The 14,815-nt window shown below is 71.0% G+C and carries 14 protein-coding genes; 10 read left to right on the top strand and 4 right to left on the bottom strand.

What is annotated here, in order from left to right; all coding sequences use genetic code 11:
- Positions 1-27: 27 nt before the first annotated feature.
- Complete coding sequence (locus tag AB0C38_RS12005; protein ID WP_360670985.1) at positions 28-1,551, top strand: acyl-CoA carboxylase subunit beta; 1,524 nt, start codon at positions 28-30, stop codon at positions 1,549-1,551.
- Entirely contained in the window at positions 1,551-1,730 is a 180-nt protein-coding gene (locus AB0C38_RS12000; RefSeq protein WP_360670645.1) for an acyl-CoA carboxylase epsilon subunit, read from the top strand. The genes AB0C38_RS12005 and AB0C38_RS12000 overlap by 1 nt, the downstream gene beginning before the upstream one ends.
- A gap of 72 nt (positions 1,731-1,802) precedes the next feature.
- Here AB0C38_RS12000 and AB0C38_RS11995 read toward each other — a convergent pair whose 3' ends face one another.
- From AB0C38_RS11995 to AB0C38_RS11985, 3 genes are read right to left on the bottom strand one after another with little or no spacing between them, the layout of a single operon-like run.
- Positions 1,803-2,456 (bottom strand): response regulator transcription factor, encoded by a 654-nt coding sequence (locus tag AB0C38_RS11995; protein ID WP_360670642.1) that lies wholly within the window; start codon positions 2,454-2,456, stop codon positions 1,803-1,805.
- Positions 2,457-2,473: 17 nt separating this feature from the next.
- Positions 2,474-3,589: a sensor domain-containing protein gene (locus tag AB0C38_RS11990; protein ID WP_360670639.1), complete on the bottom strand. Its 1,116-nt coding sequence runs from the start codon at positions 3,587-3,589 to the stop codon at positions 2,474-2,476.
- Positions 3,583-4,842 carry a nucleotide disphospho-sugar-binding domain-containing protein gene (locus AB0C38_RS11985; RefSeq protein ID WP_360670636.1) on the bottom strand — a complete coding sequence of 420 codons (1,260 nt, stop codon included), beginning with the start codon at positions 4,840-4,842 and terminating at the stop codon, positions 3,583-3,585. The genes AB0C38_RS11990 and AB0C38_RS11985 overlap by 7 nt, the downstream gene beginning before the upstream one ends.
- Before the next feature lie 284 nt (positions 4,843-5,126).
- On the opposite strand from AB0C38_RS11985, the gene AB0C38_RS11980 reads away from it, so the two are divergent.
- Positions 5,127-6,077 carry a proline iminopeptidase-family hydrolase gene (locus AB0C38_RS11980; protein WP_360670633.1) on the top strand — a complete coding sequence of 317 codons (951 nt, stop codon included), beginning with the start codon at positions 5,127-5,129 and terminating at the stop codon, positions 6,075-6,077.
- Positions 6,070-7,029: an ACP S-malonyltransferase gene (locus tag AB0C38_RS11975; protein WP_360670630.1), complete on the top strand. Its 960-nt coding sequence runs from the start codon at positions 6,070-6,072 to the stop codon at positions 7,027-7,029. The genes AB0C38_RS11980 and AB0C38_RS11975 overlap by 8 nt, the downstream gene beginning before the upstream one ends.
- Here the strand turns inward: AB0C38_RS11975 and AB0C38_RS11970 are convergent.
- Positions 7,022-7,267, bottom strand: coding sequence for an acyl carrier protein (locus AB0C38_RS11970; RefSeq protein WP_360670627.1), 246 nt, complete (start codon positions 7,265-7,267; stop codon positions 7,022-7,024). The two genes, AB0C38_RS11975 and AB0C38_RS11970, sit on opposite strands and share 8 nt — an antisense overlap.
- A gap of 128 nt (positions 7,268-7,395) precedes the next feature.
- Here AB0C38_RS11970 and AB0C38_RS11965 point away from each other — a divergent pair, with 128 nt between their 5' ends.
- The 6 genes from AB0C38_RS11965 (at position 7,396) to AB0C38_RS11940 (ending at position 14,716) form a co-directional block, all read left to right on the top strand.
- Positions 7,396-8,886 (top strand): AMP-binding protein, encoded by a 1,491-nt coding sequence (locus tag AB0C38_RS11965; RefSeq protein WP_360670625.1) that lies wholly within the window; start codon positions 7,396-7,398, stop codon positions 8,884-8,886.
- Between the two features lie 195 nt (positions 8,887-9,081).
- Entirely contained in the window at positions 9,082-10,530 is a 1,449-nt protein-coding gene (locus tag AB0C38_RS11960) for an AMP-binding protein (protein WP_360670622.1), read from the top strand.
- Positions 10,527-11,741: a type III PLP-dependent enzyme gene (locus AB0C38_RS11955; protein WP_360670619.1), complete on the top strand. Its 1,215-nt coding sequence runs from the start codon at positions 10,527-10,529 to the stop codon at positions 11,739-11,741. Before AB0C38_RS11960 ends, AB0C38_RS11955 begins: the two co-directional genes overlap by 4 nt.
- Positions 11,738-12,214, top strand: a complete 477-nt coding sequence (locus tag AB0C38_RS11950) for a cobalamin-dependent protein (protein WP_360670616.1) — start codon at positions 11,738-11,740, stop codon at positions 12,212-12,214. The genes AB0C38_RS11955 and AB0C38_RS11950 overlap by 4 nt, the downstream gene beginning before the upstream one ends.
- 34 nt (positions 12,215-12,248) lie before the next feature.
- Positions 12,249-13,520: a methylaspartate mutase gene (locus AB0C38_RS11945; RefSeq protein WP_360670613.1), complete on the top strand. Its 1,272-nt coding sequence runs from the start codon at positions 12,249-12,251 to the stop codon at positions 13,518-13,520.
- Between the two features lie 38 nt (positions 13,521-13,558).
- On the top strand, positions 13,559-14,716 hold the full coding sequence (locus AB0C38_RS11940) for a cytochrome P450 (protein WP_360670610.1): 1,158 nt from the start codon (positions 13,559-13,561) through the stop codon (positions 14,714-14,716).
- The last annotated feature ends 99 nt before the right edge of the window (positions 14,717-14,815 follow it).

Below are 14,815 nucleotides of genomic sequence, written 5' to 3'. Positions count from 1 at the left end.
GCCGCGTTCGCCAACCGGCTCGACGAACTGCGCGAGATCAAGGACGCCGCGCGACGCGGGCCCGACGACGCCGCGACACAGCGCCAGCACGAGCGCGGCAAGCTGACCGCGCACGAGCGGATCGAGCTGCTCCTCGACCCCGGCTCGTTCACCGAGCTCGAGGCCCTGCGCCGGCACCGGGCCACCGGGTTCGGCCTGGAGCAGCGCCGGCCGCACTCCGACGGCGTCGTCTGCGGCTGGGGCACCGTCGACGGCCGGACGGTCTTCGTCTACGCCCACGACTTCCGGATCTTCGGCGGCGCGCTCGGCGAGGCGCACGCGCAGAAGATCCACAAGGTGATGGACCTCGCCGAGGCCGCGGGCGCGCCGCTGGTTTCGCTCAACGACGGCGCCGGGGCCCGGATCCAGGAAGGCGTCACGGCGCTCGCCGGCTACGGCGGCATCTTCCGGCGCAACACCCGCTGTTCCGGCGTCATCCCGCAGATCTCCGTGATGCTCGGCCCGTGCGCGGGCGGCGCGGCGTACTCGCCCGCGTTGACCGACTTCGTGTTCATGGTCCGCGAGACCTCGCAGATGTTCATCACCGGGCCCGACGTCGTGCAGGCGGTGACGGGCGAGGAGATCACGCAGAACGGCCTCGGCGGCGCCGACGTGCACGCCGAAACCTCCGGCGTCGCCGCGTTCGCCTACGACGACGAGGCGACCTGCCTCGCCGACGTCCGGTACCTGCTTTCCCTGCTGCCGGCCAACAACAACGAGGCGCCGCCGCACGTGCCGGCCGCCGATTCGCCCGGCCGCCGCACCGACCGGCTGCTCGACATCGTGCCCACTGACCCGGCCCGTGCCTACGACATCTGCGACGTGCTCGCGGAGATCGTCGACGACGGCGAGTTCCTGCAGGTGCACGCCGGCTGGGCGACCAACGTCGTGTGCGCGCTCGCCCGGCTGGACGGCCACGTCGTCGGCATCGTCGCGAACCAGCCCGCCGTCCTCGCCGGGGTGCTCGACATCGAAGCGAGCGAGAAGGCCGCCCGGTTCGTGCAGACCTGCGACGCGTTCAACATCCCGCTCGTCACGCTGGTGGACGTGCCCGGCTTCCTGCCCGGCGTCGACCAGGAGCACGGCGGGATCATCCGGCACGGCGCGAAACTGCTCTACGCCTACTGCAACGCCACCGTGCCGCGGGTGCAGGTGATCCTGCGCAAGGCCTACGGCGGCGCGTACATCGTGATGGACTCGCGGTCGATCGGCACCGACGTCTCGCTGGCGTGGCCGACGAACGAGATCGCCGTGATGGGCGCCGAGGGCGCCGCGAACGTGATCTTCCGCCGCGAGATCAAGGCGGCCGACGACCCGGAAGCCGTGCGCGCGCAGAAGATCAAGGAGTATCGCACCGAGCTGATGCACCCGTACTACGCGGCCGAGCGCGGCCTCGTCGACGACGTGATCGAGCCGGGCGAGACGCGGGAGCTGCTGATCCGCTCGCTCGCGATGCTCCGCACCAAGCACGCCGACATCCCGGCGCGCAAGCACGGGAACCCGCCGGTCTGATGGGCGACCCGGTGGTGCGGGTCCTGCGCGGCGCGCCGGACGAGACGGAGCTGGCGGCGCTGGTCGCGGTCTTGGCCGCGATCGGCGCGCCGAAGCCGGCCGAACCCGAAGTGCCGGCCCCGCGCCCGCGCCGCCTGCCGCATTTCCAGCCGGCGACGAGCTGGCGCACCCTTCGCTGATCGCAAGCGGCTTCGAGTGCCGCGAATGACTCATTCGGGACCTCCGAGGCCGCGAATGAGTCATTCGCGACGTCAGGCCCGGACGGTCGTACTGTCCAAATAGGTCAGCACCGCGCGGATCCGGCGGTTCTGGTCACGGCTGGCTTCGAGGCCGAGCTTCGCGAAGATGTTGCTGATGTGGTTCTCCACCGCGCCCTGGGTCACCACCAGGTTCTTCGCGATGGCCGCGTTCGACAGGCCCTGCGCCATCTCTCCGAGGACCTCCGTCTCGCGCGCGGTCAGGCCTTCGAGCGGGTCGCGGTTGCGGGACAGCATCTGGGCGACCACGTCGGGGTCGATCGCCGAGCCGCCACCGGCCACCCGGCGGACCGCTTCGAGGAAGTCGGCCACGTCGGCGACGCGTTCCTTCAGCAGGTAGCCGACGCCGGAGGTGCCTTCGGCGATCAGTTCGACCGCGTAGCTGCCCTCCACGTACTGCGAAACCACCAGCACCGGCAGGCCCGGGACCTCCTTGCGCGCCGCGATCGCGGCGCGGATGCCCTCGTCGGTGAACGTCGGGGGCATCCGGACGTCGGCGATGACGAGGTCCGGCTGGTGCTCGCGCACGGCGACGAGCAGGTCGTCGCCGTTGGACACGGCGGCCGCGGTCTCGATGCCGACGTCGGCGAGCAGGCTCTGCACGCCGGCCCGCAGCAGGACCGAGTCTTCGGCGATGACGACACGCATTTCGCACTCCCGGGGGTTCACCAGCGGACGGGCAGGTCGGCGCGCACCACGGTGGGGCCGCCCACCGGGCTGACCACGGTGAGCACGCCGTCGATGGTCGAGGCCCGGTCGGAAAGCCCGGCCAGGCCGCCACCGGGACGGACGGAGGCGCCGCCGTGACCGTTGTCGAGGATCTCGACGACGACGGTCTCGTCGTCGCGGGTCACGCGCACCGACGCGCGGTCGGCACCGGAGTGCTTCGCGATGTTCGTCAGCGTCTCGCTGACGATGAAGTACGTCGTGGTCTCCACCGGCGCGGGCGGGCGCGGGTCGACGGTCACCTCGACGTCGACCGGGATCGGCATCCGCGCGGTGAGCGAGGACAGCGCCGCGTCCAGGCCGCGGTCCTGCAGCACCGGCGGGTAGATCCCGCGGGCGAGGTCGCGCAGCTCGGACACCGCGAGCTTGGCGTCCGCGTGTGCCGCGCCGATCAGCTCGCGCACGGCGGTGGGGTCGTCCAGGTCAAGTTTCAGCTGCGCCCGGCCCAGGCTCATCGCGACGGCCACCAGCCGCTGCTGGGCACCGTCGTGCAGGTCGCGTTCGATGCGCCGGCGCTCGGCCTCGACGGCGTCGACGCCGCGGGCCCGCGAGTCGCTCAGCTGCCGCGTGCGGGCCTCGAGCTGCGCCGTCTTGTCCGGCCCCAGCATCGACGCCGTCAGCGCGGCGTGCAGCGCGCCGATCCGCGGCGCCACGAAGATCCCGAACGGCGGCACGGTGACCGAGACGATCCCGGCGACGAACTCCACGATGCCCAGCGGGAACGCCAGCAGCACGTAGTTCACTTCGCGCCAGGTCGCCTGGTCCACCAGCCGGACCTGCCAGGTCTGCAGCAGCCCGGGGCCGTGTCCCCGGCGCCGCGGCGGCGGGACGTCGACGTCGAGCATGCGGTGGACCCAGCGGCGCTCGAAGGCGGCGAAGCCCTGGACCATCGAGGTGGCGGTGATCAGGATCGGGATGCCGACCCACAGCATGGTGGTGGCGATGCCGAGCAGCATGGTGACCAGCGTGACGACGAAGGCGGCGATGCGCAGAGGCAGGCTTCCGATGAGGAACCCGATGGTGCGCACCACCTTCGGCCGCGAAGTCACTACCATCGCGCGATCCGTTCCAGCTCCGGCACGAGGTCGTCCAGCGTCGGCGTGGCCAGCATCTCGTCCCGGACCTCGAGCGCGCAGTCCCGGAAGGACGGTTCCTCCAGGAGCCGGTTCAGTCCATTCCGGACGGACTGCGGCGTGACGTCCTCGAGGTCCAGCACCAGGCCGTTGCCGCGCTTCTCCTGGGCGACGGCGGAGACCCGCTCGCTCCACGTGGTGCCGGGGATGACGAGCTGGGGGACGCCGTTGACGACCGCGTTGCCGATCGTCGCGCCGCCGCCCTGGTGGATGATCGCCGAGCAGCTCGCGAGGAGCTCGTTCATCGGCACGAAGTCCACCGCACGCACGTTGTCCGGGATCTTCTTCACCGACGCGAGCTGGGCCTCGTTGAGCGTCGCGATCACCTCGACGTCGAGGTCCGCGAGTCCGTCGAGCAGGTCGGCCACCGACGTCTCCTCGACGCCGAGCACCTGCCGGTTCGAGATGCCCAGCGTCAGCATCACGCGCCGCCGTCCGGGCTTTTCGAGCACCCACCGGGGGATCGCCATCGGCTTGTTCTGCGGGACGAACCGCGCCGGCACGTAGTCGACGCCGACGCCGTCGTAGCGCAGGTAGGACGGGTGGCAGTCGAGGGTCTTGACGCCGTGGCGCAGGGACTCGTCGTACGAGGCGCCGAACCGGCCGACCGCGGCGGACATCCACTCGACGAACGGGTCCGGCGTGGTGTCTTCGGGGTGGCTCGCGCGCAGGTCCCGGTACTGCGCGGCGATCCGCGCCGTCTGGTCCGCGGCGTACATCATCCGCAGGTGCGGTACGCCCAGGGCGTGCGCGACGATCGGGGCGGCGTAGATCATCGGGTCCCACACGACCAGGTCGGGCTTCCAGCCCTTCGCGAACCGCACCAGCTCGTCGAGCAGCGAGTCCGGGGTGGTCCAGCGGAAGACGTCGACCCAGTGCTCGTAGACGGTGCGGACGTATTCCTCGGTGTAGCGCTCCGGCCGGCTCTCGGAGATGCGGAAGCCGCCCTGCATGGCGTTGTCGCCGTCCATCTGCAGCTGCCGGTGGCGGGCGATGTCGAGCTCGTCGCCGAACCACATGGCGTCGAGGCCGGTCTCGGCGAACGACGCCACCTCGCGCGGGTTGCACTGGCCGACGAAGCGCACCTCGTGCCCGGCCGCGGCGAGCGCCCAGCCCACCGGAGCCATGCTGTAGACGTGCGTCCTCGTCGGGAACACCATCATCATGACGCGCATCGACGCACTCTCCGAACTCGGGGGCAAAACACCGCTACAAGGGAAAAGGTAGTGCCGGCGCGCCGCCAGGCCGACCCGGCAACGCGGCGGTAGGGGTCGCGAACCCCTGTTCCGGCGCGGATTCCTTCCGCCGCGCACCGCTGTGCGCTAGGGAGGTGGGAGCGAGCTTAGAACGGCTTTAGACGCCCCTTAGGGGCTGGTGACGGCGGGCCCGCGGCGGATAGACATGAACGTGGGTCCGGCCGTGTGCGCCGGCGGTGAGGGAAACGAACGAGGTGATGAGCATGGCCGTGGCACCCATCGCGAAGGGCTGGGTTCCCTTCGGCGGGTACCGCACCTGGTACCGGGTCACCGGTACCGCCGGGGGCGAGCTGCCCGCCGTCGTCGTGGTGCACGGCGGGCCGGGGAGCACGCACGACTACCTGCTGAACCTCTGCTCGCTCGCCGAGCACGGGTTCCCGGTCGTGCACTACGACCAGCTGGGCAGCGGCGGTTCGACGCGGCTGCCGGACCAGGACCCGGGGTTCTGGACGCCCGAGCTGTTCGGCGACGAGCTGGACAACCTGGTGCAGCACCTGGGCATCGAGGACAACTACGTCCTCTTCGGACAGTCTTGGGGCGGCCTGGTCGTCGCGCGGCACGCCGCGCAGCGCCCGGAGGGCCTGCGCGGGCTGGTGATCGCCGACTCGCCGGCGTCGTACCCGCTGTGGCGCCAGGAGATGGACGTGCTGCGCGACCGGCTGCCGCCGGGCGTCGACGACCAGCTGCGGGCGCACGAAGCCGCGGGCACCACCGGCGCGCCGGAGTACTTCGAGCTGATGCGCGCGTTCTACGACCGGCACGTCTGCCGCGTGCTGCCGTGGCCGGCCGACTACCTGGCCTCGTTCATGGAGATGGCGGACGACAACACCGTGTACGCCACGATGAACGGGCCGAGCGAGTTCACCGTCACCGGCACGCTCAAGGACTACTCGGTGATCGAGCACCTCGACGACATCGAGGTGCCGACGCTGCTCGTGTCCGGGCGTCACGACGAAGCCACCCCCGTCACGATCCAGCCGTTCTTCGACCGGATCCACGACGTGCGCTGGGAGATCTTCGAAGACTCCAGCCACGTCCCGCACCTCGAGGAACCGGAGCGGTTCCGCGAAGTCCTGCTGGGTTTCCTGCGGGACATCCAGCCCAGCGCGCCCGCAGACCGGGTCGCCGAACGAGAGGTCGCCAGCCATGGATGAGGACACCCGGCCGGGATCGGCGGTCGTCTTCCCCGGGATGAGCCCTTGCCGCTTCGCCGACTTCGGCAAGTTCCTGCTCATCAACCCCTTCGCCCGCAGGCTGATCTCGGAGGCCAACGACCGGCTCGGCTACTCGCTGGTCGACCGCTTCCGCGAGACCGAGGGCGACTACTCGGCGTACGCGCAGGTCGGGTTCATGCTCACCTGCGTCGCCTTGGCCGAATGGGCCGAGGAGGAGCAGGGGATGAGTCCCGACTACTGCGCCGGCCCGAGCTTCGGCGAGAAGCCGGCCAGCGTGTACGCCGGATCGCTCACCTTCCCGGACGCGGTGTGGATGACGGCGGAGCTCGCCCGCTGCCTCACCGAGTTCTTCGCGACCGAGTACACCGACGTCGTGACGCACTCGTTCGTCCGCACCCCGGAGGAAAAGCTCACCGACGCCCTGTCGCAGCTGGACGCGAAGGGCGAGTGGTTCGACATCTCGTGCTACATCGACCATGACTTCTACATGGTCTCGTTGCGCGAACGGAACCTCGACTGGCTCAAGCAGACGGTCCGGAGCATGGGCGGGCTCTCCCTCTACACGATGCGGCCGCCGTTGCACTCGCGTGCGTTCGGCGCGCTGCGCCGCAAGGCGGAGGACGAGGTGCTCGGCGACCTGGACTTCCACGACCCGCTGCTGCCGATCGTCGCCGACCAGGACGGCGAGATCCTCCGCACCGGCGAGCAGGTGCGCACGATGCTGCTCGACAGCATCGTGAAGCCCCTGCGCTGGCCGGACGTCGTCTCGACGCTGGCGGACAACGGGGTGCGCAAGCTCTGGATCGCGGGGCCGGACACGCTGTTCGGGCGCGTCCGCGTCACCACGAGCCGCTTCGAGGTGGTCACGGTGAACCCGCGCATGGCCCTGCAACCCCGACGCCGGGGCGCAGGACCTTCGCGCGTCAGCTAGTGGGCTGCAGAGCGGACAGCGTGTTCCACAGGCGGCCGGGGTTCTCGAACGTCTCCAGGTTCAGGGCGTCGTCCTCGAAGCGCACGTTGTAGTTCTGCTCCAGCACGGAGAGCAGCTCCACGGTGGCGAGCGAGTCCAACCCGTACTCCCGCAGCGGCGTCTCGGCGGTCAACGCCTCCTCAGCGGGCAGGAACGGGAGGTACGAGCGCAGCGTCTCGTCGAAAGTGCTGTCCCACATGGCTACTCCGGATCGCTAGGTTGGGATCTACCGAGAGGAAACCGACCGCCCGGTTCGGTTTTGGACTCTACCGGCGTCGCCCTCCCGGATCGACGCATCGGCACCCCTATTTACTGCGGAGGACGACGATGGACACGGTTATCCCGGCCGGGCTGCACACGCGGTTCCTGCGCGGCCTCGAACGCTCCGGCGGCGGCGTGGCCGTCCACGTCGGTGACCAGGCACTCGGCTACGAACGGCTGCACGACCTGGCGCTGCTGTGGGGCGGGGCGCTGGCCGAAGCCGGCGTCCGCACCGTAGGGGTCCTCGCCGGCAAGGGGGTCACGGCGTACGCCGGGATCCTGGCCGGGCTGTACGCCGGCGCCACGATCGTCCCGCTGCGGCCGGACTTCCCGGCCGCCCGGACCGCCCAGATGGTCGAGGCGGCCGGGATCGACCTGATCATCGCGGACGAGCGCGGTCTCACGGTGGCGCCCGAGGGCGTCCCGGTACTCGCCCCGGAGAGCGCCCCGCTGCGGGCGTCGCAGGCGTTGTCGGCGCCGCTTGCGCCGTCATCGGACACCGCGTACGTGCTGTTCACCTCGGGCTCGACCGGCCGGCCCAAGGGCGTGCGGATCGGGCACGCGGCGGTCGACCACTACTTCGGCCTGCTCGACGCGCGCTACGACTTCACCCCGGACGACGTGTTCTCGCAGACGTTCGACCTGAACTTCGACTGCGCGATGTTCGACCTGTTCTGCGCGTGGGGCGCCGGCGCACCCGCCGTCGTGCTGCCGGGCGGGGCGTACCGGAACCTGCCGCGGTTCGCGGCCGAGCGCGGGCTCACCGTGTGGTTCTCCACGCCGAGCGCCATCGACCTCGTCCGCCGCACCGGCGGCCTGACCCCGGGCGCGCTGCCCGGGCTGCGGTGGAGCTTCTTCGCGGGGGAGGCCCTGACGGTCCGCGACACCGCCGACTGGCGGGCCGCGGCGTCGTCGTCGATCGTGGAGAACCTCTACGGCCCCACCGAGCTGACGGTGACGGTGTCGGGGTACCGCTGGGACGACGTCGAGACGCCGCGGGTCGCGGTCAACGGCGTGGTGCCGATCGGTGAGGTGCACGCGGGGCACGACTACCTGCTCCTGGACGAAGAGTCCGGCGAAGGCGAGCTGTGCATCGCCGGACCGCAGATGACCCCGGGCTACCTGGACCCGGCGGACGAGCAGGGCCGGTTCCTGGACCGCGACGGCAAGCGCTTCTACCGCACGGGCGACCGCTGCCGCCGCCTCGGTGGCGAGGACCTGGCCTACCTCGGACGGCTGGACTCCCAGGTGCAGGTGCTCGGCTGGCGCGTCGAGCTGACGGAGGTCGAGCACGCCCTGCGCGACTGCGGCGTCCAGGACGTGGTGGCGCTCGGCGTCGCCGGGGACGTGGGGACCGAGCTGTTCGTGTTCTACACCGGCGGGGAGCGGCCGGTGCTGGAGATGGTGCGCGCCCTGCGGGCGGTACTGCCGGAGGGCGTGATCCCGCGGCACTACCGGCACGTGGACGAGTTCCCGCTGAACTCCAACCGCAAGATCGACCGCAAGACCCTGGCGGCGCGGGCCGCCGAGATCCTGGCCCCGGTACCCGTGGGCTGACCGAGCCCGGCGCCGACCCGTCCACCAGTCCGGCGCGGTGGACGGGTCGTTCGCGCGCCGTCTCCCGGTGCGGGGGTTAGGGGCCGTTAGGGGTGTGGATCCGCAGGTCAGCACGGCTAGCTTTTCGAAGCGTCTCCAGGTGTGTGTCTTCCACGCCGGCACGGTGATCCTTCGAGTCCTTACGGAGTGGCAGTCGTGAACGATTCCTTGGTCCATTCTCTGCTCGACGCCGCGGTGGCCGACGCGGCCGGGGCGTCGGCCGTCCGCGACCGCGCCGGTGCGTGGACCTACGGCGAGCTCGAGGCGTGGAGCCACGCCGTCGCCGTGGTGCTCGCGCGCCGCGGGGTCGGGCACGCCGACCGCGTGGTCGTGCAGCTGCCCACCGATCGCGCGCTGGTCGCGCTGTTCTACGGCACTTCGCGCCGCGGCGCGGTGTTCGTGCCGATCAACCCGGCCATGAAGAAGTTCCACTTCGACTCCGTCGTGGCCAACGCCGAGCCGGTCCTCGTGCTCACCCCCGAGGAGTTCGGTCCCTTTTGGACTGACGTCGAGGCAGCCCACGGCGAACGCGCGGAAACCGTCGAGGTGAGCGAAGACGACATCGCCGTCCTCGTCTACACCTCCGGCAGCACCGCCGCGCCGAAGGGCGTGATCGGCCCGCACCGCCAGGTCACCTTCGCCACCGGTGCGATCCAGGAAGTCCTCGGCTACCGCCAGGACGACGTCGTGTTCTGCCGGTTCCCGATGTCCTGGGACTACGGCCTCTACAAGGTGCTGATGTCCACGCTCGGCCGCAGCGAGATCGTCCTCGCCGACGCCGAGTCGGACCTGCGGCTGCTGCAGCGGATGCGCGAGGTCGGCGCCACCGTCGTGCCGATCGTCCCGTCGCTGGCCACCATGATCGCCACGCTCGCCGCGCGCGACACCGAGCCGGCGGCGCCGGTCCGGCTGTTCACCAACACCGGCGCGGCCCTGCCCGACGCCACCATCGCCCAGCTGCGCGCGGCCTTCCCCGGCGCCAAGGTCGTCCGCCAGTTCGGGCAGACCGAGTGCAAGCGGATCACGATCATGCCGCCGGACGAGGACACCGAGCGCCCCGGCTCGTCCGGGCTGCCGCTGCCGGGGACCTCCGTGCTGATCCTCGCCGCCGACGGGACCGAGTTGCCGGCCGGGGACATCGGCGAGATCGTCGCCGCCGGGCCGCACGTGATGCCCGGCTACTGGCGGGCGCCCGAGATCTCCGCCCGCGCCTTCCGCCGCGACGAGACGACCGGCGAGCTGCGCCTGCACACCGGCGACTACGGCCGCCTCGACGCCGACGGCTACCTCTACTTCGAGGGCCGCCGCGACGACATGTTCAAGCGCAAGGGCATCCGGATGTCCACTTTGGAGATCGAAGCCGCGGCGATGGACATCCCCGGGGTCCGCGCGGCGGGCGCGATCCCGCCGAGCGAGACTCGGGACCTCGCCATCTGCGTCGAGACCGACCTGCCGCCCACGACGGTGCTGCGCGAGCTCGCCCAACGGCTGGAGCCGCAGAAGGTCCCGTCGCTGTGCCACGTCGTCGAGGAGTTCCCGCTCACGGCGCACGGCAAGAACGCCACGAAGGAACTCGCGCTGCTGGTTGAGGGGGCTCGCGCATGAGCAGGTACACCGATCTCGCCGGGAAGTACGGCACGCCCGCCTACGTCTACGACCTCGACGTCGTCGCCGAGTCGCGCGACCAGCTGTTCGGCCTGCTGCCCGAAGGATTCCAGCTCTTCTACGCGCTGAAGTCCAACCCCCACCCCGAAATCGCCCGCGAGCTGCGCAGCGGTGGGTGCCGCGCGGAGATCAGCTCCACCGGCGAGCTGGCCAACGCGCTGCAGGCGGGGTTCGACCCGGCCGGGATCCTCTACACCGGGCCCGGCAAGACGAACGACGAACTCGAGCACGCGATCGCCACCGGCGTCCGGCTGTTCTCCGTCGAGTCGCTGACCGACCTGCAGCACGTCGGGGCCGCCGCGGAGAAGCACGGCGTCACCGCGTCCGCGCTGCTGCGCGTGAACACCACCGCGAGCAGCGGCGGCACCGGCATCCGGATGATGGGCCGCCCGTCGCAGTTCGGCATCGACGCCGAGACGCTGCCCGAGATCATGCCCGCCCTCAAGACAGTGCCCGGCACCCGGGTCGTCGGCGCGCACTTCTTCACCATGAGCAACGCCCAGGACGAGGACGCCCTGCTCGGCGAGTACGAGTTCGTGCTCACCTCGGCCGCGAAGCTGCGTGACGAGGTCGGGCTGCCGCTGGAAGTCCTGGACATCGGCGGCGGGTTCTCCTCGCCGTACGCCGTCCCCGGTCCGCGCACCGACTACCCGAAGCTGCGCTCGGGGCTGGAGACCTTGCTCGACCTGCACCTGCCCGAGTGGCGCGACGGCGGGATCGAGCTGGCCTGCGAGTCCGGCCGCTACCTCTCCGGCAGCTGCGGCTCGCTGCTCGCCGGCGTGGTGAACGTCAAGGACAGCCGCGGCAGCCGGTTCGTCGTCCTCGACGCCGGGATCAACGTCGTCGGCGGGCTGTCCGGGATCGGGCGGCTGCTTCCCGCGGCCGTCGGCATCGAGGAAGCCGGGGACGAGACCGGCAGCCTCGTCGGTCCACTGTGTACTCCCGGTGACTCGCTCGCCAAGGCGGCGAAGCTGCCCGAGCTGGTTTCCGGCGACGTCGTCACCGTGCCCAACGTCGGCGCCTACGGCGTCACCGCGAGCCTGATCAGCTTCCTCGGCCGCCCGGCACCGACGGAGGTCGTCGTGCGCGGCGACGAGGTCGTCTCGGTGTCGCGGCTGGACTACCAGCGCGCCTACGAGGTTTCGCCATGACGGAAGAACTGCGGGCCTACGGCGCCGGGGTCGTCACCGAACCTTCGCGGCGGACGGTGATCGTCAGCAGCATGGCCTCGGACTCCCACACCTGGAACCTGGTCTACCTGGAGCTGCTCGTCGGTGAGCTCGGCTTCGAGGTGGTGAACCTCGGCGCGTGCGTGCCCGACGAGCTGCTCGAGTCGGAGTGCCTGAGCCGCCGGCCGGCGATGCTCGTGCTGAGCAGCGTCAACGGCCACGGCCACCAGGACGGCCTGCGCGTGATCCAGCGCCTGCGCACCTTCCCCGAGCTGCGGGCGATGCCGGTCGTGATCGGCGGCAAGCTCGGCGTCGGCGGGGCGCTGACCGCGGAGGAGACCGCGCAGCTGCTGCTGGCCGGGTTCGACGCGGTGTTCGACGACCAGCAGGGCGCGGCGTCGTTCCGGCGGTTCGCCGCGACGCTGTCCGCGGGTGCGACTCAGGTGGAGGCGTGAGCACCGCCGACGTGCTTCTTCCCGCGGAGGCGGCATGAGCTTCGAAGAGTTCGTCGCGCGACGACACGCCGCCGGCGAGCTCGTCGTGCAGCCCCGCATGGGGTTCGCCGACCCGGTCGTCATGCGTGCCGGGCTGGCCGCGACCAAGGCCGCGGCCGCCGCGACCGTCGGTACCGTCACGCTCGACAGCTACACCCGGGTCTGCGACACCGGGTCCGTGGCGCACGCGCTGCGCAACGGGATCGCGCTCAACGGCTACCCGATCGTCAACCACTCGGCCGACGTCACGCGCGAGATGCTCGACGGCCTCGAAGGCCCGGACTTCCCGGTGCAGGTGCGCCACGGTTCGGCCCGGCCCGCGGACATCTTCCGCGCCATGATCGCCGCCGGCCTGCACGCCACCGAGGGCGGCCCGGTGTCCTACTGCCTGCCCTACAGCCGCACCCCGCTCGACGAGTCCGTGCGGAACTGGGCGCACTGCTGCGACCTGCTGCTGGACGCCGAGCACCCGGCCGGCCGGCCGCACCTGGAGACGTTCGGCGGCTGCATGATGGGCCAGCTCTGCCCGCCGAGCGAGCTGGTGGCGCTGTCCGTGCTGGAGGCGTTGTTCTTCTACCGCAAGGGCGTGCGCAGCATTTCGGTGAGCTACGCCCAGCAGACCAACATGACGCAGGACCAGGAGGCGGTCTCCGCGCTGCGCCGGCTGTGCGCCGAGCTGCTGCCCGACGCCACCTGGCACGTCGTGATCTACGCCTACATGGGCTTGTTCCCGCGGACGTCGGAGGGCGCGCGGGGCCTGCTCGGGACGGCGGCCGAGCTGGCCGTGAGCACCGGCTCGGAACGGCTGATCGTCAAGACGACCGCCGAGGCGCACCGGATCCCGACCGTCGCCGAAAACATCGCGGCCCTGGAGCACGCCGGCGCGGTGGCGAGGTCGGTCACCGAGCGGGTCGTCGTCGAGGACGACAACCAGGTCTACCGCGAGGCGTACGCGCTCGTCGACGCCGTGCTGAACAGCCACGCCGACCTCGGCCGCGCGATCGTCGTCGCGTTCAAGCGCGGCCTGCTCGACGTCCCGTACTGCCTGCACCCGGACAACGCCGGGCAGGCCCGCAGCTACCTCGACCCGACGGGCCGGCTCGGCTGGTCGGAGCTCGGGTCGCTGCCGCTGCACCGCGTGGTGGAACGCCGCCACACGGACCGGATCACCTCGTCGACGCTGATGTCGGCGCTTTCCCACATCCAGAACGTCTACGACGCCGAGGCGCTGGAACAACCGATGAGAGCGATTGGGGGCGAGTCGTGACGAGTTCACGCCGGACAGTCCGTGCGTATCCGTTCGACATGCACGAGATCTCCGTTTCCGAGCAGTACCACGTCCTGCAGCGCGAAGAGCCGATGAGCCGGGTGCAGATGCCCTTCGGCGAACCGGCCTGGCTGGCGACGAAGTACGCCGACGTCAAGCTGGTGACGACCGACCCGCGGTTCAGCCGGGAGCTCGCGCAGGGCCTCGACCAGCCGCGGATGCGCCGCCAGCAGATGGGCGACGGCATCATGGGGATGGACCCGCCGGACCACTCCCGGCTGCGTCGCCTGGTGGGCAAGGCGTTCACCGCCCGTCGCCTGGAGCAGATGCGCGACGGCGTGAAGGACCTGGTCAACCGCCTGCTCGACGACATGCAGGCCCACGGCGACAGCGCGGACCTCGTCGAGGACCTCGCGCGGCCGCTGCCGGTCACCGTGATCTGTGACCTGCTCGGGGTGCCGCAGGAAGACCACAAGATCTTCCGCGAGTGGACCCAGGCGCTGGTCAGCGACGCCACGGCCAAGGGCGACGTGCTCGACGTCTACGGCGACCAGCTCGACAACTACGTGGCGGGCCTGGTGGCCCAGCGCCGCGAGGAGCCGACCGACGACCTGCTCGGCGCGCTCGTCTACGCCCGCGACGCGGGGGACAAGCTGACCGAGAACGAGCTGATCTCGATCGCCGGCGCGGGGTTGCTGACCGGCGGCGTGGAGACGGTGTCGACGGCGTTGCCCAGCTTCATCTTCACGTTGCTGACGCAGCCCGAACTGCTGGCGCAGCTGCGTGCGGACCCGGACCTGATGCCGACGGCGATCGAGGAGCTGCTGCGGTACGTGCCGATCAACACCGCGGCGATGTTCGCGCGCTACGCCACCGAGGACATCCGCTTCGGTGACGTCGTGGTGCGCGCGGGCGACCCGGTGCTGCCGGCGCTGCACGCGGCCAACCGCGACCCCGAGGTGTTCGCGGACCCGGATCGCATCGACCTGACGCGCAAGCCGAACCCGCACGTCGCGTTCGGGCACGGCCCGCACCACTGCATCGGCGCGCAGCTGGCCCGCCTGGAGCTGCAGGAAGCGCTGAAGGCGATCCTGGCGCGGTTCCCGGACCTGCGGTTCGCGGACGGGCGCGAGGGCGTCAAGTGGGAGTACGGCGTGATCGTGCGCGGGCCTTCGCTGCTGCGCATCGCCTGGTGACTTCCCGCCCCTAGAAGCGTTTTCAGGGGATCCGGCCGCGCTGCGCGCCGACCTACGATCGAAAAAGACGACCTTGAGTGCTGGCTTGCTACAGCGGTG

It is taken from the genome of Amycolatopsis sp. NPDC048633 (assembly GCF_040650695.1).
Lineage (GTDB): Bacteria > Actinomycetota > Actinomycetes > Mycobacteriales > Pseudonocardiaceae > Amycolatopsis.
The sequence above is the reverse complement of the archived record's forward strand: the minus strand, read 5'-3'. Positions and strand labels throughout refer to the sequence as shown.